A 25,236-nucleotide genomic window follows, 5' to 3' on the forward strand; every position below is an offset into this window, starting at 1 on the left:
ACCCGCCCAGGGAGAGCCCGCCTATGACTACATCGATCTCATTGCCCATCGTCGTCGGTATCGATGGATCCAAATCTGCTCTACGAGCAGCATTCTGGGCTGCAGATGAAGCCGCCGACCGGAATGTTCCGCTGCGATTGGTGCAGGTTGTCGAGGTGGACGATCATGTCGGAAACACGACCGCTCACGCGGTCCGGACCCTGCAGGAGGCCAGCGATGCCCTGAATGCCAGCGGGCGTCAGGTCACGATCGAGACAGACATCCTGCAAGGCGATCCGGTGGACGTTCTGGCTGAAGCCTCGCGGTCGGCAGACATGGTGTGCGTCGGCTGGAAAGGCACCCACGATTCGGGTCCAGGCCGGCGTGGTTCGACAGCCGCGCGTCTGGCCCAGACCGTGCAGGCCCCGCTGGCAATCGTGCACCGCCGGCACGCGCATGAGCGGGTCGGCCCGCATCGCTGGATTGTTGCCGTCCTCAACGACACGCCCGAGCCACACGTGGTGCTGGAGCGGGCGATGCAGGAGGCGAAATTGCGCGATGCATCGATACTCGCTCTCACCCCTTGGCCAGCCGGATCGCCGCGTTCAGAGAATGTCGGCGCAAAGCTCGAGTCCCTGGTCGGCGATCGGGACATCCAGATCGCCGTCCTCCCGCGCTCGGACGACATCACCAATCTCCTTGCGCAGAGCGCCGGTATCGACCAACTGGTCATCGCATCTGCAGACGACTCCGAATCGATCGCTCAACTTGTCAGCCCTGTCGCCACGGCGATCTTACGTGGCACGAATTGTTCGTTACTCGTTCTGCCGGATGCCGGTTAGGTCGACATCCACATCGACGATGGACCCCTTCCGACGCAATGTCACCGGCAGGGGGGAGTCCGCGATGATGCGCTGCATACCGTGGTTGTCGGCGAGGACGTCGGCCACCAGATGCCGGAACCCGTTGTCCTTGGCTAGGCGGATGAGTTCTGCTAGTAGCGCCGTACCCACGCCGCGGTCGTGCTGATATCGCGCAACAACAATCGCGACCTCTGCCCGATCCGGCGCATCCGAAGGTATGTAGTTCGCAACGCCTACCAGTTCGCCGTGGTCGAACGCGCCCAACGCCACGGCGCCGGAAGCAGGTTGGGTGAGTGAGGCGGCCCACTGCGGGATGTAGCCGGGATGAGCGGTGAAGAAGCGCAGGTACCTTTCGTCATCGCTGAGCCCGTCGGCGAGTTCGGCGACTACATCGAAGTCTGCCGGCGTGAGGTCGCGCAAGGTGACCTTCGATCGCCCATCGAGCAGTGGGACGACCGCTTGCGGCACCTCACACCTCCCGAGCGATGATCACCGGCGCGGCAGCGCCTTCGGCGACGGCGGTCGCGACTGATCCGTTTATCTGTGTCGAGAAGGCGCCACGTCCGTGACTGCCGACGACCACCAGGCCGGCGTGCTCGGATTTCTGGATGAGCCAATGGGCCGGGCGGTCGCAGTAGATCTTCTCGCTCACCTCAACGTCCGGGTACCGTCCGCGCCAATGCGTCACTGCTCGTCGCAGGGCTTGTTCGGCATGGCCGCGGTAGTCCTCCCAATCCGCGCCGAGCAGTTGCAGGACGTTCTCATCGCTCCACGCGTGCACCGCCACGAGCCCGACGTGACGCCGCGCTGCCTCGTCAAATGCCAGGGACACAGCGTGTTCGGACGCGGCAGATCCATCGATGCCGACGAGGACGGGCTTTCCCGGCGGGACGGGGTCGTGCATGTGGATCACCGCGATGGGGCACCGCGCTCGGTAGCACAACGCCGCACTCGTCGACCCGAGCCGGCGACCGCCTACTGATCCGCGGAAACGACTGCCGAGGACGATCATCCATGCGCTTTCAGACAATTCGGTCAGCGACTTCACCGGGTTGCCCAAGAACGCCGCAGTCGATATGGTGGCGGCATCCAGCTCCGTGTGCTCGGCCACGGAGGTTTTCGTTTCCGCGAGAAGTACTCGGGCGCAGTGCATACGCCAACGATCGAAACGAGTGCGCAAGACGGGATCGTCAGTATCGACGATGTCCGGCGTCACGGCATGCGCAAGTAGCAGCGGGCGGGCGTGCAGGAGCGCCTCTTCTGCAGCCCATTGCACGGCAGCCACGTTCGTCGGCGAGTTGTCGACAGCGACGACGATGGCTCCGTCAATCTTCGGATCAGGCATGATCGCACCGAATCACTTAGCTAGACAACGGACTCGGGGCCGAATGTGAACCGGCGACCGGTGACTCGCAGCGGTCGGATACGGACGAAGTGGGGTTTCGGTGTGGCGGTCCACGGATACAGCCCGGCCTGTTCGGCGTCGTGAAGATCGTCGTCGGTGTGTGGTGTCCGTGCATGGCCCGCGACGATGACACTCCAACCCTCACCGAGGGTATGGTCATCAGCCTCGAACAACACGTGTTTGTTGATCGCCGTATTGGCCAGTTTGGACCCTTCGGCGGTGCGGAACAGTATCGTCCGTTGCTGTACGACGAAATTGACCGGGAAGATCGCCGGTTCGCCATCGGCGCTGGTGACGAGCCGGCCGAGCGACACGCTGCCCAGCAGTTGCCAGCACTGGCTCTCGGAGAGAACGGTTACGGGTTTGGTGTCTGGCAACATGGCTTCGACATTACGGACCCGGCCTGCACCGATACCAGGGCCATAAGTCACCCTGCCTCGGCTGCCCGGGTGGTGGGTGCTCGACGAATTCAGGTACGGGACTTCGGTCCCTATCGGAGGTGACGGCATTGCGCTGGGATGGAGATAGTTCACGCATCCCAGGAGGTTCCATGAGCGACCTAGAACGCCCTGAACAGGCAGATCCCGCCAAGGATGGTTGGCTTGTCACGATATCGATCGGCGATCGTCAAGATCAGACGATCGCGCGGGCGAAGCTGAACTTCCACGGGCGAGAATGGGTCGGCGCCGGGCTGGCGTCGCTCGCACGCAGCGATCAGGGACCGGGCGGATCGGGCAGTCAGGTAGCGGTGACACGCGCCCTGGTCGATCTTGCCCGCAGCGTCGGTGTTTCCGCGCCACACACTTCAGGCGAGATCGAAGGTTACTGAGCGGTGCGTTTCGGGCTCAGCATCCGGATTCAGCTGACTCGCAGTACCGCAGCACCGGCGATCAGCCCAGAGCTCAGATCGTCCAGCGCGGCGTCGGCCCGGTCCAGCGGATACTCCGGGCCGCTAACCTCGATGTGGTGCCGGCCGGCGAAGGCCAGAAACGCGCGCGCGTCGCTGCGGGTATTCGACGTCACCGAACGTACCTGGCGTTCCTGAAAGAGATGCCGCTGGTAGTTCAGCACCGGGATGTCACTGAGGTGAATGCCCGCGATGGCCAGGGTGCCGCCCCGATCGAGTGCTTCCAACGCCGGTAACACCAACTCACCCACCGGCGCAAAGAGAATCGCCGAATCCAACGGGACCGGTGGCCGGTCACTGGCTCCCTGGGCCGACACGGCGCCCAGCGCCAGCGCGAGCTCCTGGGCCGCGGCGCCGCGTGTCATCACATGTACCTCGGCGCCCTGGGTGAGGGCCACCTGCGCGGTGAGGTGCGCGCTGCCGCCGAAACCGTAGATGCCCAGGCGCCCGCCGGGCGGCAGGTCGGCGCGCAGCAGCGACCGGTAGCCGATGATGCCCGCGCACAGCAACGGTGCCAGCTCGGTGTCGGAATAGCCGGCCGGCAGATGGTGCACATAAGATGCAGGCGCGGTGACGAATTCGGCGTAACCGCCGTCGGCGTCCCATCCGGTGTAGCGCGAGTCCGGGCACAGGTTTTCCCGGCCTGCGCGGCAATACCGGCACTGCCCGCAGGTATGCCGCAGCCACGCGACACCCACCCGGTCGCCGACACCGATCCCGGTGGCTGCCGGCCCCAGTGCGACAACCTCGCCGACCACCTCGTGCCCCGGGGTGACCCGGGGCCGGTGGACGGGCAGGTCGCCCTCGCTGACGTGCAGGTCGGTGCGGCACACCCCGCAGGTGTGCACGGCGATCAGCACCTCGTCACCGATGGGTTCGCCGACGGTGGTGGTGACGAATTCCAGCGGCCGGGTGCGCATCGCTCCGGGCGAGCGGACCTGCCATGCTCGCATGGTCTGTGCTGTCACCGGTTCAATCTAACGGCGGCTTTGGGCGCGCAGTAACGCAATCCGTTGCTCATAGTCGGTTTCATCGATCTCTCCGCGGGCAAATCTTGCGGCGAGTATTTCCTCGGCAGGTGGGCTCTGCGGCGACGGCGGCGTCATCGACGGACGGTCCCGGAACACATACATCACGGTGACGATGATTCCGAACAGGACGGCGGACCAGAAGACCACCATGCCGACACCCATCCCGGCGTAACTCCACCAGCCCATGTCGTGGTTGAAGTACATGGCACATCTCCAATCGTGAGACCTGCGGGCCTATCCGGCCAGCAGTAGAAGGTTGCCCATCCGGCGTGAATGCCGGGCAGCAGCGGCGATGGCGGCCAGCCGGGCAACCCCGGCTTCGATACCGCGCGCCAATTCGTCCGGGCTGAGCGGACTGTTGGCGTCGCCGATCACGCCGAATACCAACTCGTCGCCATAGCTCAGGATCGCGATACCGGTGCGAAGGTGCACGGCGATCGGCGGCACCGGAATCAAGGTGAGCACCTCGCAGCCGGCGATGTGCAACAGGCCTTGCGGGCCAGGCACATTGGTGGCGACCGTGATCACGCCGCGTTGCGGTAGCCGGGTCAGCAACCGCACCAGTGGCGCGGTGACGGCATACGGCAGCAGCCCTGCCGCCGCGACGGCCAACGCGCCCGCACTCACCTGACCGCCCGATTTGGCCGACGCCATGCGGTCATGGACCGCTTGCAGCCTCCGCAGGGGATCCTCATATTCGATGGGCAACTGTGGCAACGTGACGGCAACGCGGTTATCCGGAGTGTGGAGGTCTTCGGCCGACCGCAGCGACACCGGTACGGCGCTACGCAGTGAATGGGCCCGTGGGGTGAGGTCACGTCGCAGCATTGCGGATCGGAAGCTGTCCGTGATCGCGGCAAGTGCCACATCGTTCACCGTGGCGCCGAAGCGCTCACCGATCATGCGCACATCTGTGAGTTTGACGGACGCCGTATCGAAGGCGCGCAGATCGCTCAACGGTCCGGTGAATGACGTGGGCGAGTCCGCCAAGAGTGCAGTCGCCAACTCGGTTGCGCCGGTGGCGATCCGGAATGCGGCCTGAGGTATGCCCGCCGAGATCCGCCAAGCAGAGCGCACCCAATCGACAGGATTCATGTTCCAGGCGCCCGAGGGCGTGGTCGTCGACTCAGCGCGCCCGGCGTCGGGGACGGCGAGCGACCCGTTGTCACAGATCTCGCCCAACATGGCCGTCGCCGCGATGCCGTCGGCTATGCAATGGTGGATCTTGATCAACATCGCCCATCGGTCTCCGGCCAGGCCGTCGATCACCCAGCATTCCCACAACGGGCGTGAACGGTCCAGACGTCGCTCCATCACCTGGGCCACGACGGCGAACAACGCGGCATTGTCGCCCGGCGCTGTCGCCGCGACCCGGCGCACGTGATGGTCGATGTCGAATGCCTCATCTCTGACCCAGCGCGGTGCCGCGAGGTCCATCTGCGTCTCGTGCAGGAGCTCACGGCACCGGGGGAGACGGGCGGTGCGTTCCTCGAGCACGGCCACCAGGCTGTCCATGTCGGGTGCAGGGCCGTCCAGTACAGCGATTGCCGCGAGCGCCATGCTGACGTGGCCATCGGCGTCCTCGGTCTGCAGGAACGCTTCTTCGAGGGTGTTGAGACGGTGGCGGGTCATGGGTTCTCCTTGCTGCCTTGCAGTCTCAGGGTGCTTGACGCTGCCTACGGCGACTAGAGCATTTGGTCACCCAACATCGGGCTGCGATTGGGCCGCGGCGGCGTGACCCGTGTCGGTGATGCCTGCGGCTGTTGCCAGCAGGCCTGTCACGGTGAGCCAGAGGGCCCAACTGGCGGTCCACATGGGCGGTGAGGCGGCCATGACCGCGGTCATGGCGCTGCGCAGGGTGGGGAATTGGGTGAGCTGGTAGCAGGCCAGCAAGCCGGCGGCGCCGAGGACGAGGATGACGCGCAGTACCCGGGGGAGCCAGGCGGGCGCGCGGGCATGCGTGAGCCGCAACAGCGCCAGTACCACGAATACGCCGAGCGAGGTCGCGGTGGCCGTCGATCCCAGCAAGATGGTGCGGTCGGTGACCCGGGTGCAGGTGTAGAAGCCGGCGCAGTCCGGCAGTGTGGCGGTCGCGGTGTAGATGCCCAGCAGCGTCGCGCAGACCAGGCTCGCCAGACCGAATGCGTAAGCCGCGGCGCGCAATGCGGGCGATTGCACGCCGCTTTGACCGCGCTCGGTGCCTGCCACGCCGGTCATCTCAGGTCGCCGATCCAATGCACTCTCGGCCTTCCTGCATTGAGTCGGTGGGCGGTGATCCCATCTCAGTTCTCCTGCCAGAAGTGACGTGTTATATCGGCGATGGCGTCGTTTGCGGTTCCGGTGCCGTCCCACAGCCCTCGGTTTCGCGCGTTAGGTACCGACCACCACAACGCAGCGGTCTCACGGACTTGGCGGGCCTGCATACCTGAAGCGATTGTGGCGTAGTGCAGCCAGTAGTCGTCGGCGTGTGGGCATATCCGGGTGAATGCGTCGCCGTGATGCCTCAAGGTCAGAAGCACCGCGGGCGGATAGGCGACACCGGAGGTGCCGGTCGCCAATACCCTGTCCGACGCTTCGATCGTTTCGCATAGTGGCCATGTGCGGTAGGGGCCTTCGTTCCGGATTCGGGCGCGAAACGCTGTCACCTGATTCGGGTGATGCGCGTTGAGAAGGTCTTTGAGCCATTGCGCTGGGTACAACACATCGTCGTCGGCGGTGACGAGCGTGCGGTCGGGTTCCGAAGGGAGGACCTCGTTGAGGTAGGGAAAGTACTTCTTGTGCGGTCCGTGGTCGAGGCACCGTCGGATTTCCAGCCCGCGAGCTTGCAGCCGTCGCAGGGTGGGCGGCAGGTCGGCCAAAGCCTCGGCATCATCAAGCCACAGGATGAGGCGACGTGGCCTGGTGCTTCCCGCCCCGATTGTCTCGATGGTCTGCCATACGGTGGAGATGCGCTTTCCGTAGCTGGTCAGTGACACGTTGGCATCGGCATCTCCGAGGATGCTCGTCGTTGAGTTGCGATTGGAGTGACGTAGCCGAACATGTTGTGTGGCCAGTTCAATGAGAGCTGCGCCGAACGCGTACGGGTCTTTGGGGGTGGTACCCGTATTCCGGGTGGTCATCCGCGGAGGAAGCCCGACCGAGGGTGAGTCCATGGGTCGAATGCTGGCATCGAATTCTTCGAGCCCTCCAAGAACCGGCATCGGACCGAACCGCGGCGTCGAGTGACTCGCTTCAGTCACGGAGCGGATGGCTTTGCGGTACTGCCGGCCTGATCTCCCCAGGTCGCGCGTGCGCCGCTGTCGCCGATGCGGTAGACCTGCACCGAGGTAGCCACACTCACCACGATGACGAGGGCGGCCACGATCCACGACGCACTGCGGCCGATGGTGTGACCACGGACCTCGCGTAGGTGGATCGCCGTCAGCAACGCCGCGGCGATGAACAGCGCGACGGCGAAGTAGATCATCGTGTCACCCAGTTCGGTGTGCGCGTGCAGAAGCGGCGACCGGTCCACCTGGTGTTCCAGCCATTCGCCCGCATCGGTGGTGAGGGGCGTGACGATGGCGATGGCTGTCGCGAGACCAAAGACCAGCCACACCAATCGTTTCCTGGCCGGCGACCAGAGCGCGCACAGGATCGCCAGGACCGCCGTGAGCGGTGCGAGGATGACGATGAAGTGGACCAGCAGGGCGTGGGCAGGCAGCCCATTGAGCGTCGTCACGAACTAACTCCTTCTCGGGTTGATCTAACGGGGGACGGGCTACGCTGCCCGGTCAGGATTTGGGAATGGCCAGCAGCGACAAGGCAATGCGCGGGCATCGGCGTACCGCGATGTGAGCTGCGCCGAGTTCGTTGATGGGAACGGTGGGTTCGGGAGAGCCGTTGCGCGCCAGTGGATAACCCCAGTCGTCCCGGGTGAGCAGACCCGGTAACAGTTCGGTGCAGAGCCCTCGGCCATCGCACCTGGTCCAGTCGACGTGCAGGCGAAGTGAATTCGGTGAGGTTGTCACGAGTGCTCCTGGTGTCGTCCTCGATCACGGCTTGCGGTGACCAGCGCCGCGGCGAAGGCGGCCTCGCAGCGGCCGACTTTATGGGCGGCGATGTCGCCGCCGAAGGCGGACAGCGCGCTGGCGGCCAGTCGAACGGTTCCGTCGGGGTGCCGGCACGCGCCGCGACCATCCACCACGTCCAACAGCCGGTCCAATTCGACGAGGGCGACATCGTCCGCTCGACCGTAGGCCAGGTCGTCGAAGAGTTGGGCCATCAATGGCAGGCCGATGCGACATGGACCGCACTGCTGGGCGCTTTGCCCCGCAAGGTAGGCCACGATGTCGGCAGTCCGCCCGAGGCCGCATTCGTCGGTGCGGAGCACGTGCACAATTCCTGCGCCAGGGCTGGCTCCGAACGGGGCCAGGCCCGCCCGCGACAGCCGAACCCCCGCGATGGCCGACGCCGGGATCCACGTGCCGTGGTAGCCGCCGACGAGCACGGCGCGCACTGTGCTCAGATCATCGATACCTGCGCGGGCCAGCACCTCCGGGAGGGTTGTCCCGCAAGGGATCTCCGTGACCGCGGGCCTGCTTGCGCCACCGGACACGGTGATCAGCATGCTGCCCGGTGTCGCGGGGTCTCCGACGGATCGGAACCACTGCGGCCCGCACCGGGCGATCAGCGCGACGTGCGCCAGGGTTTCGACGTTGTTGACCAGCGTTGGGCGTCCTTTCACCCCCGACAGTGAGGTGGGGACGGTGCGGTCACGGGGCACCGCCCGTCCGCCCTCGATACGCCTGACGACAGCCGATTCCTCGCCGGCGATGAAGGTGTCAGGGGCCTCGATCACGCGGACGGAACGTTGGTCGACTCCGGCCGCAACGCGTTCGCCGATCGCGTGGCGCGCGGTCGGCGCCACGTGCTTGGGGAGGTAGAGGTAGAGCTCCTGAGCGCCGACGGCTTCGGCGGCCACCTGTAGCCCGTCGAGGACCAGATGCGGTGCGCGAGACATCAGTACCGCGTCCTTACGGCTCAGCGGCTCGCCCTCGGCGCCGTTGCCGATCACGACCGATTTGCGTCCGGAAACCGATGCCATCTTGCGGCCGGTCGGGAATCCGGCACCACCCCGGCCGGTCAGACCTGCCAACTGCAGTGCGGAAATCAGATTCGCGGCGGTAGCCGCCGGAATCCTGCCGAACCGGGCGTGGTGTTCACGGAGTTCAGGGCCGCGTGCCGCGAAGAGCCGATTTGCCATGGGCGGATCTGGTTCTGGTGATCTCGTCAGACTCATCGGTGACCCACTGCGCGTGCTTGCGCGTATTCGGTGAAATCGGTCCGCAGCCGCCATACCAGCGCCGCCGCGACAGCCAGCACGCAACCGCCTGCGATGGCCACGAACCATCCGCGGCCGGCATCGGTGCCGTTGCCGAGGGCGTGTGCCAACGCCATCGGCCACAATGCGTATGCGGCCCAGTGCACGATGCGGAAGGCGCGCAACCCCAGCCGGTGGCGCAACAGACTGGTGAGGATCAACACGGCGAGCACGTCGAGCGCGAGCGTTCCCATCCCCAGCCAGAACGGTCGATATGCGCCGAGGAAGGGCACAGCGACGTCGATCAATCGCAATTGAGCGTACGGGTCGGCCAACAGCAGGCTGATGTGCAGCGCGACGAGGGCGGTGCCGGCCAGTGCGGCGAACCGGTGCACGTCGGTGACGGCGAATCGTGGGAGTGTCGCGACTCGGCGCCCCGATCGGGTGGCGATGCCCAGCGCCAGGGAGACCGTCAGGAACGCCAACGCCGTGATTCCCGTTCCCCGGCCCAGCGCCCACAGTGCCTGGTCGGTCATCGGTGCGCCTCCGAATTCGTCCGGGGCCAGCGACCGACCCGGTGGACGTTGCCGGCGCGATCGACCAACCACGCCGACATGCCAAGGCCGTCAATCCATTCCACGGCCCGCCAGCCGCGAACGACGGCGGCGGTGGAGACTGTGTTGGCCGCGTAACAGGATTGCGCGGCCACGCTGACGGTGCGCCATACCGGATCCGCAGGCTGTCCAGTCCGCGGGTCCACGATGTGGTGAACGAGATCCCCGCCGCATCGCCAGCGGCGGCGCAGGGTGCTGGACGTGGCGAGCGCCGCGCCGGCGGGCAGGGCCAGCGACGTCTCTGGCTCACCGTCGGCATCGTGAACCCCGATCTGCCAGCCGCCGGTGGGCGACGGGCCCGCAGTGGCGATGTCGCCGCCCAGATTGATCAGTACCCCGCTGCCGGTTGCCCCAAGTACCCGTGCCGCGCACCGGTCGGCGGCCACCGCCTTGGCGGTCGCCCCGAGGTCGAGCAGTACTCCAGGTGGCACCGTGACGAAGCCGTCCTCCAGCTTGACCATCGACCAAACCGCCGGTGCGAGAATCGAAGAGATGAGCGGTTCGCCGGTGTCGGGGGGCGCCACGGCGCCGCCGTAACCGAGTGCGACCAGTGCCGCGCCGACAGTCGGGTCCACATCGCCACCGGTCTGGGCGGCCGCGTCCAGTGCGGCACCGAGCAGGTTCGTCAGCGTCGCGCTGATCCTCGTGCGTCGACCGGCGGACCTCACCAGCGCAGCTATCTCGGAGTCAGGCCGGAAGCGGGACACGGCTGCGTCCACGGCGTCGAGTTCTGCGTCGACCTCCGCCCGGGCGATGGGCAGCGACTCGGGATCGGTGAGCACGATCTGCATGTCAGTGCTCCAGCGCTGCCACCGGCTGTGTGCCGCCAGCGGTGCGGCGACGGTCATGAGCCGCGGGAAATCGTGATGCGCGGTGAGAAATTCGGTGCCATCACCGTCGTCGGCGTGAGGCTGCGTCGCTTCGTGGTCGGGGGCGTCGACGGTACCCGCGACGCACGCGTGGCAGGAGCCGGGACGGTCGCGACCGGTGGCGTGTCATCAGGCGTGTACCGAGGGTTGGACGCGGGTGCCAACGTCGTGCTGGGTTCGGGAGCCGGGTCGGCCGTCGGTGCGGGCGGTACGTCGAGGTTCGGCGACCGGCCGGGTTGCTCGGCTGCGGGGTCTGTCGCCAAGGTCGTTGGCACCGCCGCCGGGGCCGGGGCCGGTTTGAAGGTATCGGCGAAGGCAAGCGCCGAGGTGCCCGCTACACCGGCCACGCCGAGCCCGGCGAGGGCCCACGACGCGGCCGCGGCGCGACGAAATCCCGAGCGGCGTGCATCCATGAACCGATGCTGGCAGCCATATCTTCGAGCCTTCGAAGATGTGACATGGCACGCTCGTCTGGTGGCCGAACGGAGTACAGCGCCGAGACTGCTCCTCGTCGAGGATGACCGGGCGCTGTGCGCGATGCTCACTGAGCTGTTCACCGACGAGGGCTACCAGGTGGACGTGGCCCACGATGGCCAGCAGGGACTACACCGGGGATTGCTCGGAGACTATGACGCGGTCATCCTCGACCGCGGGCTTCCCGTCATGGATGGTGTGGAGCTCGTCGAGATATTCAGGTCACGCGGAATCGCGACACCCATCCTCGTGCTCACCGCGCGCGGCGCCATCGCCGATCGCGTCGAGGGTCTCGACGCGGGAGCCCAGGACTACTTGGTCAAGCCGTTCGAGGTGCCGGAACTTCTGGCTCGAATACGCGCACTGGTGCGACGGCCTACCAGCAGCTCGACCCTTCGTGCAGACGGTCTGTGCCTCGATCGGGTGACGCGTACTGCCAGTGGCCGCCGGATCGGTGCCGACGTCGAGCTCTCCGAGCGAGAGGCTGCCCTCCTGAGTGTTCTGATGACCGCGCCGGGACGCGTCTACACCCGCGGCCAACTCCTGGCCGCGGCGTTCGACGGAGCCGATAACCCCGGCGTGGTCGACACCTACGTGCACTACCTGCGTCGCAAACTTGGTCGGCAGATCGTGCGAACGGTACACGGCACCGGTTATCGCCTCGGTGTCGAATGACGGCCGACGGTAGCGACCTGGCGGTCGTGCGACGAGCGGGCCGGATCGCCGCTGTACAAGCGTCGTTGGCGCTGGCGGCGGTGCTGCTGGTGGTCGGTGCGGTGGTGTTCCTGGTCGATGTCCGCGTCCAGAACAAGCAGATCGCCGAGCAGCTGAACTCGGTGGTTTCGACCGCCGACGACGCGACGGATCCGCCGCCGGGCATGCAGCTCGTGCTGCGTGACCTCACGGGCAAGGTGCAGGCGAGCGCCACCGACTTGCCGTCGACCGATCTGCTCGGGCGTACGGCGGGGTTCTCCGACGTACGTATCGACGGCAGGCTGAACCGGGTTTTGGTGGCCGACAAGCCTCAGGGAAGGGTGGTGGCACTGCTGGCGCTGGAACCTTACGAGGCGGGCCGACGCCGGCTGTTGCTCGCGCTGGGTGCAGCTGAGTTGACCGGCATTCTGGCGTCGATCGCGGTGGTCATCCTGCTCACCCGACGCTCTATCCGTCCGCTCACCGAAGCACTGGCGCGGCAGCGGCGTTTCGTCGCGGATGCCTCCCACGAGCTCCGCGCGCCGTTGACTGTGCTGCACACCAGGATTCAGCTACTCGCTCGCCGGTTCGACGACGGCGACGCCCACGAGGCCAAGGAACAGATCGAGGCCCTGGCCTCAGATACCAGGGTGCTCGGCGAGGTGATCGAAGACCTGCTCGCGTCGGCCTCCATGGCAAGCAATGCCATACCCCGTGTCCGGGTCGACGTGCCGCGGATAGCCGGCGATGTCGCAGCCAGCATGGTCGAACATGCAGAGTCCGCCGGCGTGCGCCTGACGATGACACTTCACGGCGACTCGTCAGCCCGTGACGCCACGGTCTTGGGGTCGGCCGCGGCGATCCGCCGTGCCATCGCATCCCTGGTCGACAACGCCCTGGCCCACGAACACCCGGGTGGGTCTGTCGAGATCTGGGTCGCACGACGCGGAACGTACGTCGTCATCGAGGTGCGCGACGATGGCGTGGGTGTCGATCCTGATGCGGTGGGAACATTGTTCGACCGGTTCGCGCACGGCCTGAATCACACGTCGACCGTAGGTCGCGAACGCTACGGGATCGGGCTTGCACTTATCCGCGAGATCGCGGTGGCCCACCGCGGTGACATCGACGTTGCGGAGACACCTGGCGGAGGAGCAACGTTCCGACTGACACTGCCCGCAGCCCCGCCACCGTGATGAGTGTGGCGGAGCCGACTCAAGCAGGGCAGTCAAACGCCACGCAGGGGTGAGCTTTGGCGCCAGCGCGTGCTCACGCGCGTTCCGGCCGCGCCCTCCACGACCTCGACGATGGCCGACAGTGCGCCAATGACGGCGTCGTGCCCGGTATTTCGCACGAACTGCACTGCGGCCTGAACTTTGGGGCCCATCGAGCCCGCGGGGAGATCGAGGTCGTCGAGGTCATCGGGGGTGACCCGACCGAGTCGGATTTGATTCGGCGTGCCCCAGTCGGTGTATACGCCGTCGACGTCGGTGGCGATGACCAGCAGGTCGGCGCCGAGTTGTTCGGCCAGTAACGCCGAGGCGAGGTCCTTGTCGATGACGGCCTCGACGCCGTGCAGCCGGCCATCCTCGTCATACATCGTGGGGATGCCCCCACCCCCGGCGCAGATCACGATGGTGCCCTGTTCGACCAGTCGTCGGATCGGTTCTATCTCGAAGATCCGCTGGGGTTTCGGGCTGGCGACGACGCGGCGGAACTCGTCGCCGTCGGCGGCGATCGCCCAGCCGCTGGCGGTCCTGAGCCGGTCGGCGGTGTTGCGGTCGTAGACCGGGCCGATCGGCTTGGTGGGGTGCTCGAACGCCGGGTCGTCACGATCGACCTCGATCATGGTCAACACCGTCGCCAACGATTGATCGGCGGGCAGCAGGTTGCCGAGCTCCTGCTCGATGACGTACCCGATCATCGCGTCGGTCTGCGCGCCGAGGACGTCGAGCGGGTAAGGCGACACGTCGTGGTACGCCGCAGCCTGCAGGGCGAGCAGACCGATCTGGGGGCCGTTGCCGTGCGCAACGATGATTTCGTTGCCGGCGGTGATCGCCGAGATGCATTCGGCGGCCACCCGGATGTTGGCCCGCTGATTCTCCGCGGTCATGGGTTGCCCGCGCTGCAGGAGTGCATTGCCTCCCAAGGCGATGACGATCCGCATCGGCTCAGCCGAGGGTGGCCACGAGGACCGCCTTGATGGTGTGCATCCGGTTCTCGGCCTGCTCGAAGGCGATGTTCGCCGGGCCTTCGAAGACGTCTTCGGTGACCTCGACGCCTTCGGCGAGATACGGGTACTGCGCGGCGATCTTCGCACCCACCTCGGTCTCGGCGTTGTGATAGGCGGGCAGACAATGCATGAACTTGACCCGTGGGTTACCCGTTGCGGCGAGAAGCTCGCGGTTGACTTGGAACGGAAGCAGCAGATTGATCCGGTCACTCCATGTTTCCACGGGCTCGCCCATGGAGACCCACACGTCGGTGTAGACGATGTCGACCCCGCTCACGGCCTTCACCGGATCGTCGGTCACCGTGATGCGGGCCTCCGAGGCGGTGGCGAAGTCGTGACACATCGTCAGGTGCTCTTCAGATGGCCACAGGTCCTGCGGCGCGCCGATCCGCACGTCCATGCCAAGTTTGGCCGCCACCAGCAGCAGCGAGTTGGCGACGTTGTTGCGACCGTCGCCGACGAAGGCGAAGGCGATGTCGGTCAACGGCTTTGGACAGTGCTCGGTCATGGTGAGCACGTCGGCCAGCATCTGCGTGGGGTGGAACTCGTCGGTCAGCCCATTGAAGACGGGAACTCCGGCGAACTGCGCCAACTCCTCGACGACCTGTTGACCCGCCCCGCGATATTCGATGGCGTCATACATCCGGCCGAGCACCCGCGCGGTGTCCTTCATCGACTCCTTGTGCCCGATCTGGGAGGACGTCGGGTCGATGTAGGTGACGTGTGCGCCCTCGTCGTAGGCCGCGACCTCGAAGGCGCAGCGGGTGCGGGTGGAGCTCTTCTCGAAGATCAGGGCGATGTTCTTGCCCGTCAGGCGGGGCTGTGAGACCCCGGAGTACTTGGCGTGCTTGAGGTCTCGGGCCAGCTGGAGCAGGTATTGCAGGTCCCGGTCGGTGTGGTGAACGAGGCTCAGCAGACTGCGGTTGCGGTTGTTGAACGCCATCGTTGCGTCCTTTCTCGTCGATGGGGGTTCAGGTATAGAGCGGGTCGCGCAGGATGGGACAGGTCATGCACCGGCCGCCACCGCGCCCGCGGCCCAGCTCACTGGCGTCGATGGTGACGACCTCGACGCCCGCCTTGCGCAAGGCGGTATTGGTCAGGGTGTTGCGGTCGTAGCCGATGACGACGCCCGGTTTCAGTGCCACCACGTTGTTGCCGTCATCCCATTGCTCGCGCTGAATTCCGTATACGTCACCGGCGGTGGTCACCACCCGGAACTCGACGCCGACGGCGTCGCCGATGGTGTCGATGAGTCCCTTGGGTTCGCGACGGACGTCCAACCCGGACGGTGAACCGTCGTCGGGCCGCAGGCTGATCGGCACGATGCCGTCGACGACGGGAGCGTAGGCGGTCACCAGGTCGCAGTCGCAGAAGGTGAACACCGTGTCCAGGTGCATCGCCGAGCGTGTCTTGGGCAGGCGGGCGATGATCACACGTTCGGCCGCGCCGGTGGCGAACAGGTTGCGCGCCACCTGAGTGATCGCCTGGTGCGAGGACCGCTCGCCCATGCCGATGACGACGAGTCCCTTGCCGATGGGCATCACGTCGCCCCCCTCCAGGGTGGCCAAGCCGTGATCGGAGGGCGCTCCGTCGGTGTTGCCCAGCCACACGTCGTACTTCTCGTCGGCGAACGCGGGGTGGAACTTGTACACCGCGGTGGTGAGCAGCGTCTCCTGCCGCCGCGCCGGCCAGTACATCGGATTCAGCGTGACCCCGCCGAAGATCCACGCGGAGTTGTCGCGCATGAACTGCGTGTTGGGCAGGGGGCGGATGACGAACCCGGCAGGGTCCAGTGCGTTGAATACCGAGAGGAAGTCACTGTCCACCTCCTCGACCACGTCCTGGTAGGCGAGACCGCCAATCAGGTACTCCGCCAACCGATCCGGCGGTAGTTCGGTCAGCCAGGCCCGGATCTCGTGCGTGAGGCCGGGGCCGACCAGGTCGTCGGTCACCGTGCGATTCAGCAGCCACCCGCGGGAGTCGGGCTTGGCCACGACGTCGGCAAGCAGGTCCTGAAGTTCGAGGACCTCCACGCCGCGGTCCACCATCTTGGCGACGAAGTCGAAGTGATCGCGACGGGCCTGCTGTAGCCAGATGACGTCGTCGAACAGCAGGTCGTGGCAGTTCTCGGGGGTGAGGCGCTGATGGGCAAGGCCGGGAGCGCAGACCATGACCCGTCGCAGCGTGCCCGCTTCCGACCAGACGCCGAGCCGGGATTCGTTGGCGTTCACAGGACGGACAGGTTTCCGGTGGCCATCAGCACGACGGCGACCACCGAGGTCACCACGACGCCTGCGAAGACGGCGACCTCCGGTTTGGTGAAGACCGGGAGGTGGCTTTCCCTTCGTGCCCACAGGTAGAGCGCGGTGCCCGCGAGGTAGAACAACGCCGCCACCAACAGGTACTGCCAGCCGCCTGCGTACACCAGCCACACCGCGTAGCCGAGGGCCACGATTCCGATGATCAGGTCGCGGGTACGCCCGCGGCCTGCCTCGTAGGTGTCGCCGCGTACCGCCAACAGCACCTGGTAGCCCGCGGACCACAGGTAGGGCAACAGGATCAGCGAGGTCGCCAGGTAGACCAGGCTGGTGTAGGTGCTGGCGTTGGCCAACGTCCATAGCAGCAGAGCTTGCACGCACAGGTTGGTCAGCCACAACGCGTTCGCGGGTGCGCCGTGCGCGTTCTCCTTGGCGAGCGCCTTGGGCAGCACGTGTTCCAGGGCGGGCAGTCGCAAGATCTCCACGCACAGCATCACCCACGCGATCAGGGCGCCGAGCAGTGAGATGACCAGGCCGATGGAGATGAACGCGGCTCCCCAGGTGCCGACCTCGTTCTCCAGGACGCCGGCCATCGAAGGATCGGGCACTCCGGCGAGCTTCGCTTGAGCCATCAGCCCGTAGGACAGGAGGTTCACCATGAGCAGCAGCGCCAGCACGCCCGCGAAGCCCAGGACCGTGGCCCGTCCGACGTCTCGGCGCTTGGCGGCGCGCTGGGAGTACACCGAGGCGCCCTCGATACCGATGAACACCCAGACGGTGATCAGCATCATGCTCTTGACCTGAGTCATGGTGTCGCCCAGAGTTGCCCCGTCGATCTGTACGGCCTTGCCCCAGAAGTCCGCGGAGAACAGTCCTGCCTTGAAGCCGACCGCGACGATGGCGATGAACACCAGGATCGGGACCACCTTCGCCACGGTCACCACGACGTTCACGGCAGCGGCGGTCTGGACGCCGCGAAGGGTCATCCCGTGGACGACCCAGAGTACGACCGAGGCGCCGATGATCGCGGGAACCGTTGCACCGCCAGCGAAGTCGGGGAAGAAGTAGCCCAGTGTCGAGAAGAGCAGGACGAGGTAGGCCACGTTGCCGACCCAGGCCGACACCCAGTAGCCGAACGCCGAGGTGAAGCCGACGTAGTTGCCGAATCCGGCACGGGCGTAACCGTAGACACCGCCGTCGATACCGGGCTTGCGGGTGGCCAACGTTTGGAAGACGAACGCCAGGGTCAGCATGCCGAGGCCGGTGATCGCCCAGCCGATGAGAAGGGGACCTGGCGCAGCGACGGCTGCCATCTGCGAAGGCAGCGCGAAGATTCCGCTGCCGATCATCGATCCGACGACGATTGCCGTCAGGGCGGCCAGCCCGAGACCGGTCTTGGCGACGGGTCGGGTTACCGGTGGGGGTGAAATCAGTGTGTCGGACATCCTCGTCCTTTCAGTTCACGCGGACTTGACCGCATAGGGTCGACGCTATGGGGCGAGTTGCGTTGCGGTAAGGAGGCTTTAGTCCCTTATCGGCACCGCGTCAGGCGACTTCTCTGTCCGAACCCGTCTGCCCTGCTGCCGGGGGAACGGGGTTGGCCTGCCCTGTGCGGCTGTCGGTGGGCTCGGCGGTCTCCCCAAGGCGCTGCCGACGGGCATTGAGCAATGCGTAGATGATCATGCCCGCCAAGATGACCACCAGCGCCTGATAGACGACCTGGTAGCCGGAGGCGAAGGTCACCCACATCGAGAACAGCACGCTGATGCCGGCGACCATCAGGTCCCGCGCCAATCGCCAGCCGTGCGCCCGCCTGCGGCGGGAAACCAGAAAGGTCAGCTGGGCCAGGGCCGAGAAGAAGTAGGCGATGGCAACCGTCATCACGGTGAGGTTGACCAGGTAGGTGAACACGGTCAGACCCGAGCCGGACATGTAGCGCCACAACATGAGTAGCGACGGCAGGACGGTACCGGCGACGATGCCGAACCAGGCCGTACCGTTGCGGTCGGTCCATGCGAATGGCCGCGGGAAGAGTCCGTCCTGGGCGATGGCCCGCGAGCTCTCGGTGACGATCAAGGTCCAGCCGTTGAGCGCCCCGATTCCGGAGATGACCGCGACCGCGGCGATGAACGATCCGGCCCATGCACTGTTGGGGAACATCGACTCGAAGGCGTCGACGAAGGGTGACCCGGTGTTGACGAGCGTGTCGTGTGGCACCAGGCCCATGACCGCGGCGGTCACCAGTACGTAGAGCACGGCGCTGGCGGCGGTGCCGATCAGTGAGGCACGTCCTACGTTTACCCGGGGGTTCGTGACGCGCTTGGCGGTGATGGCCGCCGCCTCCACCCCGATGAAGGAGAAAAGCGCCACGCCTGCGGAGATTCCGATGGCGCTGTAAAGGCTGCCGCCGGAGCCGTTGAACGCCCCGAAGTGCGCGCTGTCGACGAAGAGCCAGCCCACCACGCCCACGAACAGCAGGGGCAGGAACTTCAGCACGACCGTGACGTTCTGGAACCACGCCATCTGATGCACCCCAACGAGATTGACCACTGCGGGTACCCACAGACCGATCAGCGCGATACTCCAGTTCAGCAGGCCGCTCGGATCGTGCAGCTGGAACAAGGCATCGACGTAGAAGACCCAAGACGCCACGATGGCGGCGTTCCCAGCCCACGCGGAGATCCAGTAACTCCAGCCGACGAGGTAACCGGCGAAGTCGCCGAACTCGTACCGCGCGTAGGCGTACAGTCCGCCGTCGCTGTTGGGGATCCGTTTGGTGAGTTGGCCGAACAGAACGGCCAGCAGCAACGCGCCACCGGCGATCACGGCCAGCACGATGATGCTCACGGTGCCGGCGCCCGCAAGCACGGCGGGCATGGTGAACACGCCGGTGCCCACGACGCTGCCGATGACCAGGCCGGTGGCCGAGGTCAGTCCGAGTGCGTCGGCCTTCTGCTGGTTGCGCGGGGTCAGAGGGAGCGGCTGACCCGCACCGCCTGCTGTGCCCGTCGTTGTCGATGCGTTCACGAGAGGGTCCTTCGTTGCTCGGATGGTTGGGGTGGTCTCGGTGTCACGTTGCACCCGAAAAAGACCGGTGGCGTCTCAGAGTGAGGCGGCATCGGCCGAGTTCGCCGCCCCGACGGTGATCCACTGTCTCGCCTGCGCGGTCTGACCGGCAGGAAACTGACGGACCTCGGCGGCGACGAAGTGCGAGAGCAGCCGTTCGGCAAGGTCGCCCAGGTGCGAGTTGGTGACAACGGCGATCCGCTTGACGTGCTGTTGATGGTCGCGGACGAACCGTAGGTGGGTCACCAACGCCCCGAATCCGTCCCAGCCCGGAAAGTGGGGGGCATCGATGATGATGCCCGCGAGGTCCCCGCCGCTCTGAATCTCGGGGTCGACGGCGTTCGCGAGTTCGGTGAAATCGACTCTGTCGAGGGCTGATTTGGGGCTCAGCCGTAATATCCTGGTGGCCTGGTCGAATTCGAAGTCGATCATCGTTGTTCTCCTTGTCGTTGGTGGCCGGCGGACCAAACCGCGGCGTGGGCTTCGGAACTAACTGCTCGTGGGGAGAGTGCATGGGCGACGCTACGGAGCCACCAGGGCACCTCGCTGGAGTCCAAGGTCCTCGACTATCCAGGACGCTGGTCGTCACGGGCCAGGTAATCGGTGCCCCAAGGCCTTCTAGAAAGTGACCAATGGCCCACGCCTCGGGCTCGCGAGGGAACCTACTGTCAGGGATATCTGGCGCGGGAGAAATCATTCTGCGCGACCAACCCTCAGAAGGGTGATGACGTGTCTGCAGCCATCGTGCGTAGCGGGCTGATCGTGGGAGTCGACGGTTTGTTGTGGTCGAATGCGGCAGTCGAATGGGCGCTCCGGGATGTGGCACTGCGCGACGAACCACTGACGCCGGTCTTCGTCGCTCACACCTCGTAATGCGTGCCGCCGCGAGCCCGTTGGCCTCACCCCCGCCCAGTACGCCGGACTTCATCACCTCCGAGCGGGCCGCGTCTGCATCGGCCGATGAGGTCCTGGTCTGGTTGGACAGCTCGTTGCAGGGGCTCACCGGTGCCGCGGCTGCCGCCCGACTTGCGAGCCACGGCCCCAACGCCGTGCGCACCCATCGGGTCAGCGCGCTCCCGATACTCGGACGTCAACTGCGCAGCGCGCTGCTCATCCTCTTGGCGGGTACGGCCGTGCTGTCCTACTTCCTGGGTGACAGTACGCAGGCGATCATCATCGGCGTCATCCTGGTGGCCAGCATCGGACTGGGGTTCTTCAACGAGTACCGGGCCGAACGGATGGCGGCGCAACTGCATTCGTCTCTGCGCCACACCGCGATGGCGCGCCGCGACGGACGGTTCGCGCCGGTCGACGTCGCCGAATTGGTTCCCGGCGACGTGATCCGTCTGGAGTTGGGCGAGGTCGTGCCCGCCGATGTGCGCCTGATCACGGCGTCCGGCCTGGAGTGTGATGAGAGCATTCTGACCGGGGAGTCGAGCGCCGCCGAGAAATGGCCTGCGACAACGAATGCCGGTGTTGCATTGGCTGATTCTACCGATGTGGCCTTCATGGGTACCATCGTCAGTGCCGGGGATGGGTCCGGGGTGATCTATGCGACCGGGCCGGACGCGCAATTCGGCCGGATCGCCGCAGCGCTCGGCACCCGCCAGCCGGAGACCGCCTTCCAGGAGGGTCTCGGCCGTTTCTCCTATCTGTTGCTGTGGGTCGCAATGACGCTGACTGCGGTCATCCTGGTCAGCAACATACTGTTGCAGCGCCCGATCATCGACTCGGTTCTTTTCGCCCTGGCGATCGCGGTCGGCATCACCCCTCAATTGCTACCCGCCGTCGTGAGCACCAGCCTGGCGACGGGTGCGGGACGACTGGCCAAACTCAAGGTTCTGGTCAAGCGACTGGTGTGCATTGAAGACCTCGGCGACATCGACGTGCTGATCACCGACAAGACGGGCACGCTGACCGACGGGCACATCACCTTGGTCGACGCGGTGGATCCGGACGGGCACGGTGCCGACCGGGTCCTTCGGCTGGGGCTGCTGGCGACTGCGGTCGATCCCGTCACGGGCGGGGGATCGGCCAACGCCCTCGATGCTGCCCTGTGGGAGTCGCCACGAGCCAGTGGTCTGAGGATCGGGGATCTTCGACTCGTCGCGACGTGGCCGTTCGATCACACCCGCCGCGCGGCTTCGGCATTGGTAGGCGAGGGCGCCCAAAGGCTGCTGATCGTGAAGGGGGCACCCGAGCAGGTCATCGCCAAGTGCTTCGGCGTGCCCGGCTCGGCGGTATCGACGCTCGACGCCCTCTTCGCCGATGGTCGCCGGGTGGTGGCCGTGGCCAGCAAGCCTGCCCCCGACTTGTCTAGCATCGCCGCCGATGACGAGTCGGAGCTGACTCTGGACGGCTTTCTGGTCTTCGCCGACGAACCGAAGGCGGCCGCCAGGTTGTCCTTGGCCCGGCTGGCCGGACTGGGTATCGAGGTCAAGGTCGCTACGGGCGACAATCCCCTTGTTGCCGAACGTGTCTGCGCTGATTTGGGATTGGTGAGCCGGGGCACCGTCACCGGGGTCGAGCTGGACCAGCTGGACGACGATGCGTTTGATGACATCGTGCGTAACTGCACAATCTTCGCCAGGATCTCTCCGGAGCACAAGGCAAGGCTTATCACCTCGGCTCGGCGCGACGGCCGTTCGGTGGGGTTCCTCGGCGATGGCGTCAACGACGCGCTGGCGCTACACGCCGCCGACGTCGGCATCTCGGTGGATACGGCGACCGATGTCGCCAAGGATGCCGCTGATGTCGTGCTGTTGGAGAAGGATCTCGGCGTGTTGGCGACCGGAGTTGCCGAAGGTCGTCGCATCTTCGCCAACACCATCAAGTACGTGCTGATGGGCACCTCCAGTAACTTCGGCAACATGTTCAGCGCCGCGGCCGCCTCGGCGGTGCTGAGCTTCTTGCCGATGCTGCCGAGCCAGATCCTGTTGAACAACCTGCTCTACGACAGCTCGCAGCTCGCGATTCCCACCGACCGGGTCGACGAGGAACAGTTGCAGGCGCCCGCCCACTGGAATATCTCCTTCATCCGCCGCTTCATGCTGACGTTCGGACCCATCAGCTCGCTGTTCGACTTCTTGACCTTCGGACTGATGCTGGGTGTCCTGCACGCGGGCCCGATTGAGTTCCGCACAGGTTGGTTCGTCGAATCTCTTGCCACGCAGACACTGATCATCTTCGCGATCCGAACCCGGCGTGTCCCGTTCTACCGCAGTCGACCCGGCAAGGTACTGACGGCGGCGACGTTCGCCGTGATCGGTGTCGGGGTGGCCCTGACGTTATCCCCGCTGGCGAAGCCACTGGGCTTCACGCCACTGCCGTTGGTGTTCTTCGCCGCCCTGGTGATGATGGCCCTGCTCTACCTCGTGCTCGTCGAAGTAACCAAGAAGGTGTTCTACGCCGACTCGGCGCATGACCGCGATGCTCGACGTACCCGGGGTCGCACGCACCGGATCCACCGCCGTGCCGCCAGGTTCAGCCACGGGGGATAGGGCGTCTATCTTAGGGCAATCGCCTGCTGACGTCGGAAAGCAATGGGCCCGAGTGTGTTGCGTCGACATCGTTGCTCTCTGAGCTTGCAATGCCTCGGCTACGGGATCGGACATTCAGGCGCCGCTCCGGGCTGGCGATCAGAACAGCACGATAGGAGCGGTCCAACGTACACGAGTGCCGCCACCTGCCGCGTCATCGACTTCGCAACTGCCGCCTACCAATTCGGCTCGGCGCTGCATGTTTGCCAGCCCGCTGTGGCGATGGTTGTCGGGATTGATCCCGCAACCGTCATCGCTGATGTCGATGGTCAGCTCGTCGGCAACATCGATGCAGATGATGAGATGGTCTGCGCCCGAATGGCGTACGGCGTTACTCACCGCCTCTACGATGGCGGGCGTGGCTTGCTCGGCGAGTTCTGTCCCGACTGCGCCCAGTGGTCCCGATATCCGCAGAGTCGTCTCGATGGTGCGGTTTTCTGTGAGACCGGCGATGGCGTCCTGAATCTTGTGACGGAAATCAGACTCAGTCGCCGGCGTCTGAAGTGCGAAAATCCGGGTGCGAATCTCGTCGATGGTGGCTTGCAGATCGTCGACCGTCCGGTTCAGCCGTTGGTTGACCTCAGGGGAGCGCGAGCGGGCAATGGTGCCCTGCACATCCATTCCGGCCGCGAACAGGCGCTGGATGACGTGATCGTGCAGGTCATGCGCGATTCGTTCACGATCGGTGATCACCGACAGCTCCCGCGCCTGCTCGCGACTCTCGGCCAATACCAAAGCGACGACGGCGTGGTCTGCGAAATCGCTGACCATGTCGAGATAACTACTATCGAAAGGCGTGTCGCCCTGGTTGCGCGCGATGACCAAGACGCCGAGTGTGGTCGAGGGCTGGGCACCCAGTGGCATCACGATCGCCGGCCGCTGCCCGATATCGGTGAAAGATTGAATTGGATGGCGAAATGACTCGGTGATCAGCGGTTCGCCCGAGCGGAAGACGCCGCCGCTCGTGGAGCCCTGGACTGGTACGCACTGGCCCATCACCTCATCGGCGTACAGGCCGACCGCGGCGGAGACGATCAGGGTTTCGACCTCGGCTGCGGGCAGTTCAGTGTCGCTGGGCACCAGCACGATGACCTGTTCGGCGTGGGTCAGTTCGCACACGCGTTCGGCGATCATCTTCAGTGGCAATGCCACGGGCGCGGCGTCGGCGACCAGTGCAGTGGTGATGGCCCGGCTGGCTTCCATCCATTTGGCGGTGAGGCGTACCTGGTCGAATAGCCGGGCGTTGTCGATGGCGACCGCGGCTGCCGAGGCTAGCGCCCGCGCGGCGATTTCGTCGGCTTCGGTGAACGTCGCGAGCAAGGTCGGCTCGGTGAGATACAGGCTGCCGAAGGTGATTTGGCGGATAGTGATCGGCACACCAAGAAAGGCGCCCATCGGCGGGTGATGCTCGGGAAAGCCGACCGCCGATGGGTGTGCGCCCAGATTGTCGAGGCGCAGCGGCTCGGGGTGGTCGAGCAGCACACCGAGGACTCCTTTACCGACGGGCAAGTGACCGATCTTTTCTGCGGAGTCAGATGAAATGCCGGAGTGCAGGAACGACAGCAGGGTGCCGTCGATGGCGCGTACACCCAACGCGCCGTACCGCGCCCCCGTCAGTTCCATCGCCGCAGTCACGATGCGGTGCAGTGTGGCGTCGAGGTCGAGGTCGGAGGCCAACCCGACGACCACCCGCAGCAGTCGCTCCATCTGGTCACGAGAGGCCAGTAACTCGTCGAGTCGAGCGTGCATGCTACTGACCAGTCCACGTTGCCCGAGCGCCGCAAATGCCGACGTCTCATCACCGACTGTCACGCACCAAACCTCCGTTCATCCGGGATCTGGGGAGTCGCACCGAGCTTAACTCCTTTGCGGCCACCACCGATAGTGAGCAGCCATAATGGCCTTTCGGCCAGACGATATCGATCCCGGCGGTGAAGGGGCCATTGGTTAGCTGTCTAGCGGTCGATGTCGATTGAATTGGCAATGTTCCCGGTTGTACTAGC

27 protein-coding genes are annotated in these 25,236 nt (G+C 65.7%); 6 read left to right on the plus strand and 21 right to left on the minus strand.

What is annotated here, in order from left to right:
- Positions 1-23: 23 nt before the first annotated feature.
- Positions 24-821 carry a universal stress protein gene (locus AC1DY7_RS10950; protein WP_477493697.1) on the plus strand — a complete coding sequence of 266 codons (798 nt, stop codon included), beginning with the start codon at positions 24-26 and terminating at the stop codon, positions 819-821.
- On the opposite strand, the gene AC1DY7_RS10955 is transcribed toward AC1DY7_RS10950, so the two are convergent.
- The 3 genes from AC1DY7_RS10955 to AC1DY7_RS10965 are packed head-to-tail and all read right to left on the minus strand — an operon-like array spanning position 795 to position 2,627.
- Positions 795-1,262: an N-acetyltransferase family protein gene (locus AC1DY7_RS10955; RefSeq protein WP_477493698.1), complete on the minus strand. Its 468-nt coding sequence runs from the start codon at positions 1,260-1,262 to the stop codon at positions 795-797. The two genes, AC1DY7_RS10950 and AC1DY7_RS10955, sit on opposite strands and share 27 nt — an antisense overlap.
- Positions 1,263-1,311: 49 nt before the next feature.
- Positions 1,312-2,187, minus strand: a complete 876-nt coding sequence (locus tag AC1DY7_RS10960) for a universal stress protein (protein WP_477493699.1) — start codon at positions 2,185-2,187, stop codon at positions 1,312-1,314.
- Positions 2,188-2,207: 20 nt separating this feature from the next.
- Positions 2,208-2,627, minus strand: coding sequence for a pyridoxamine 5'-phosphate oxidase family protein (locus AC1DY7_RS10965; RefSeq protein WP_477493700.1), 420 nt, complete (start codon positions 2,625-2,627; stop codon positions 2,208-2,210).
- A 170-nt stretch (positions 2,628-2,797) separates the two neighbouring features.
- On the opposite strand from AC1DY7_RS10965, the gene AC1DY7_RS10970 reads away from it, so the two are divergent.
- Positions 2,798-3,076 (plus strand): dsRBD fold-containing protein, encoded by a 279-nt coding sequence (locus tag AC1DY7_RS10970; protein WP_477493701.1) that lies wholly within the window; start codon positions 2,798-2,800, stop codon positions 3,074-3,076.
- A 29-nt stretch (positions 3,077-3,105) separates the two neighbouring features.
- Here AC1DY7_RS10970 and AC1DY7_RS10975 read toward each other — a convergent pair whose 3' ends face one another.
- From AC1DY7_RS10975 to AC1DY7_RS11025, 11 genes are all read right to left on the minus strand, one after another.
- The gene (locus AC1DY7_RS10975) at positions 3,106-4,107 is read right to left on the minus strand and encodes a zinc-binding alcohol dehydrogenase family protein (protein ID WP_477493812.1); all 1,002 of its coding nucleotides are present in this window, start codon (positions 4,105-4,107) and stop codon (positions 3,106-3,108) included.
- Positions 4,108-4,131: 24 nt separating this feature from the next.
- Positions 4,132-4,389: an SHOCT domain-containing protein gene (locus tag AC1DY7_RS10980; RefSeq protein WP_477493702.1), complete on the minus strand. Its 258-nt coding sequence runs from the start codon at positions 4,387-4,389 to the stop codon at positions 4,132-4,134.
- Positions 4,390-4,419: 30 nt separating this feature from the next.
- A complete protein-coding gene (locus AC1DY7_RS10985; RefSeq protein WP_477493703.1) occupies positions 4,420-5,817 on the minus strand; it encodes a wax ester/triacylglycerol synthase family O-acyltransferase in 1,398 nt (465 codons plus the stop codon).
- A gap of 66 nt (positions 5,818-5,883) precedes the next feature.
- Positions 5,884-6,393, minus strand: coding sequence for a hypothetical protein (locus AC1DY7_RS10990; protein ID WP_477493704.1), 510 nt, complete (start codon positions 6,391-6,393; stop codon positions 5,884-5,886).
- Positions 6,394-6,467: 74 nt separating this feature from the next.
- A complete protein-coding gene (locus tag AC1DY7_RS10995) occupies positions 6,468-7,304 on the minus strand; it encodes a hypothetical protein (protein WP_477493705.1) in 837 nt (278 codons plus the stop codon).
- A gap of 116 nt (positions 7,305-7,420) precedes the next feature.
- Positions 7,421-7,906, minus strand: coding sequence for a DUF2231 domain-containing protein (locus tag AC1DY7_RS11000; protein WP_477493706.1), 486 nt, complete (start codon positions 7,904-7,906; stop codon positions 7,421-7,423).
- A gap of 52 nt (positions 7,907-7,958) precedes the next feature.
- On the minus strand, positions 7,959-8,195 hold the full coding sequence (locus AC1DY7_RS11005; RefSeq protein ID WP_477493707.1) for a ferredoxin: 237 nt from the start codon (positions 8,193-8,195) through the stop codon (positions 7,959-7,961).
- Positions 8,192-9,430 carry an NADH-ubiquinone oxidoreductase-F iron-sulfur binding region domain-containing protein gene (locus tag AC1DY7_RS11010; protein ID WP_477493708.1) on the minus strand — a complete coding sequence of 413 codons (1,239 nt, stop codon included), beginning with the start codon at positions 9,428-9,430 and terminating at the stop codon, positions 8,192-8,194. The genes AC1DY7_RS11005 and AC1DY7_RS11010 overlap by 4 nt, the downstream gene beginning before the upstream one ends.
- A gap of 32 nt (positions 9,431-9,462) precedes the next feature.
- The gene (locus AC1DY7_RS11015) at positions 9,463-10,023 is read right to left on the minus strand and encodes a ferric reductase-like transmembrane domain-containing protein (protein WP_477493709.1); all 561 of its coding nucleotides are present in this window, start codon (positions 10,021-10,023) and stop codon (positions 9,463-9,465) included.
- Positions 10,020-10,949: an FAD:protein FMN transferase gene (locus AC1DY7_RS11020; protein ID WP_477493710.1), complete on the minus strand. Its 930-nt coding sequence runs from the start codon at positions 10,947-10,949 to the stop codon at positions 10,020-10,022. The genes AC1DY7_RS11015 and AC1DY7_RS11020 overlap by 4 nt, the downstream gene beginning before the upstream one ends.
- Complete coding sequence (locus AC1DY7_RS11025; RefSeq protein ID WP_477493711.1) at positions 10,946-11,383, minus strand: hypothetical protein; 438 nt, start codon at positions 11,381-11,383, stop codon at positions 10,946-10,948. Before AC1DY7_RS11025 ends, AC1DY7_RS11020 begins: the two co-directional genes overlap by 4 nt.
- 61 nt (positions 11,384-11,444) lie before the next feature.
- Between AC1DY7_RS11025 and AC1DY7_RS11030 the strand changes: the two genes are divergently transcribed.
- Positions 11,445-12,119: a response regulator transcription factor gene (locus AC1DY7_RS11030; protein WP_477493712.1), complete on the plus strand. Its 675-nt coding sequence runs from the start codon at positions 11,445-11,447 to the stop codon at positions 12,117-12,119.
- Complete coding sequence (locus AC1DY7_RS11035) at positions 12,116-13,333, plus strand: sensor histidine kinase (RefSeq protein WP_477493713.1); 1,218 nt, start codon at positions 12,116-12,118, stop codon at positions 13,331-13,333. The genes AC1DY7_RS11030 and AC1DY7_RS11035 overlap by 4 nt, the downstream gene beginning before the upstream one ends.
- 32 nt (positions 13,334-13,365) lie before the next feature.
- Here AC1DY7_RS11035 and arcC read toward each other — a convergent pair whose 3' ends face one another.
- The 6 genes from arcC to AC1DY7_RS11065 form a co-directional block, all read right to left on the minus strand.
- On the minus strand, positions 13,366-14,304 hold the full coding sequence (gene arcC / locus AC1DY7_RS11040) for a carbamate kinase (protein WP_477493714.1): 939 nt from the start codon (positions 14,302-14,304) through the stop codon (positions 13,366-13,368).
- A 4-nt stretch (positions 14,305-14,308) separates the two neighbouring features.
- Entirely contained in the window at positions 14,309-15,313 is a 1,005-nt protein-coding gene (locus tag AC1DY7_RS11045; protein WP_477493715.1) for an ornithine carbamoyltransferase, read from the minus strand.
- A 28-nt stretch (positions 15,314-15,341) separates the two neighbouring features.
- Positions 15,342-16,601: an arginine deiminase gene (locus AC1DY7_RS11050; RefSeq protein WP_477493716.1), complete on the minus strand. Its 1,260-nt coding sequence runs from the start codon at positions 16,599-16,601 to the stop codon at positions 15,342-15,344.
- Positions 16,598-18,073, minus strand: coding sequence for an arginine-ornithine antiporter (arcD, locus tag AC1DY7_RS11055; protein WP_477493717.1), 1,476 nt, complete (start codon positions 18,071-18,073; stop codon positions 16,598-16,600). Before arcD ends, AC1DY7_RS11050 begins: the two co-directional genes overlap by 4 nt.
- A 100-nt stretch (positions 18,074-18,173) precedes the next feature.
- Positions 18,174-19,655: an APC family permease gene (locus tag AC1DY7_RS11060; protein ID WP_477493718.1), complete on the minus strand. Its 1,482-nt coding sequence runs from the start codon at positions 19,653-19,655 to the stop codon at positions 18,174-18,176.
- Between the two features lie 75 nt (positions 19,656-19,730).
- Positions 19,731-20,126: a SpoIIAA family protein gene (locus tag AC1DY7_RS11065; RefSeq protein WP_477493719.1), complete on the minus strand. Its 396-nt coding sequence runs from the start codon at positions 20,124-20,126 to the stop codon at positions 19,731-19,733.
- A 297-nt stretch (positions 20,127-20,423) separates the two neighbouring features.
- Here AC1DY7_RS11065 and AC1DY7_RS11070 point away from each other — a divergent pair, with 297 nt between their 5' ends.
- Both AC1DY7_RS11070 and mgtA read left to right on the plus strand, forming a co-directional pair.
- Positions 20,424-20,567 carry a hypothetical protein gene (locus AC1DY7_RS11070; protein ID WP_477493720.1) on the plus strand — a complete coding sequence of 48 codons (144 nt, stop codon included), beginning with the start codon at positions 20,424-20,426 and terminating at the stop codon, positions 20,565-20,567.
- Positions 20,567-23,194: a magnesium-translocating P-type ATPase gene (mgtA, locus tag AC1DY7_RS11075; RefSeq protein WP_477493721.1), complete on the plus strand. Its 2,628-nt coding sequence runs from the start codon at positions 20,567-20,569 to the stop codon at positions 23,192-23,194. The genes AC1DY7_RS11070 and mgtA overlap by 1 nt, the downstream gene beginning before the upstream one ends.
- Before the next feature lie 138 nt (positions 23,195-23,332).
- On the opposite strand, the gene AC1DY7_RS11080 is transcribed toward mgtA, so the two are convergent.
- Positions 23,333-24,982: a sensor histidine kinase gene (locus tag AC1DY7_RS11080; RefSeq protein WP_477493813.1), complete on the minus strand. Its 1,650-nt coding sequence runs from the start codon at positions 24,980-24,982 to the stop codon at positions 23,333-23,335.
- Between the last annotated feature and the right edge of the window lie 254 nt (positions 24,983-25,236).

This window comes from Mycobacterium sp. P2_H7, from assembly GCF_056403275.1.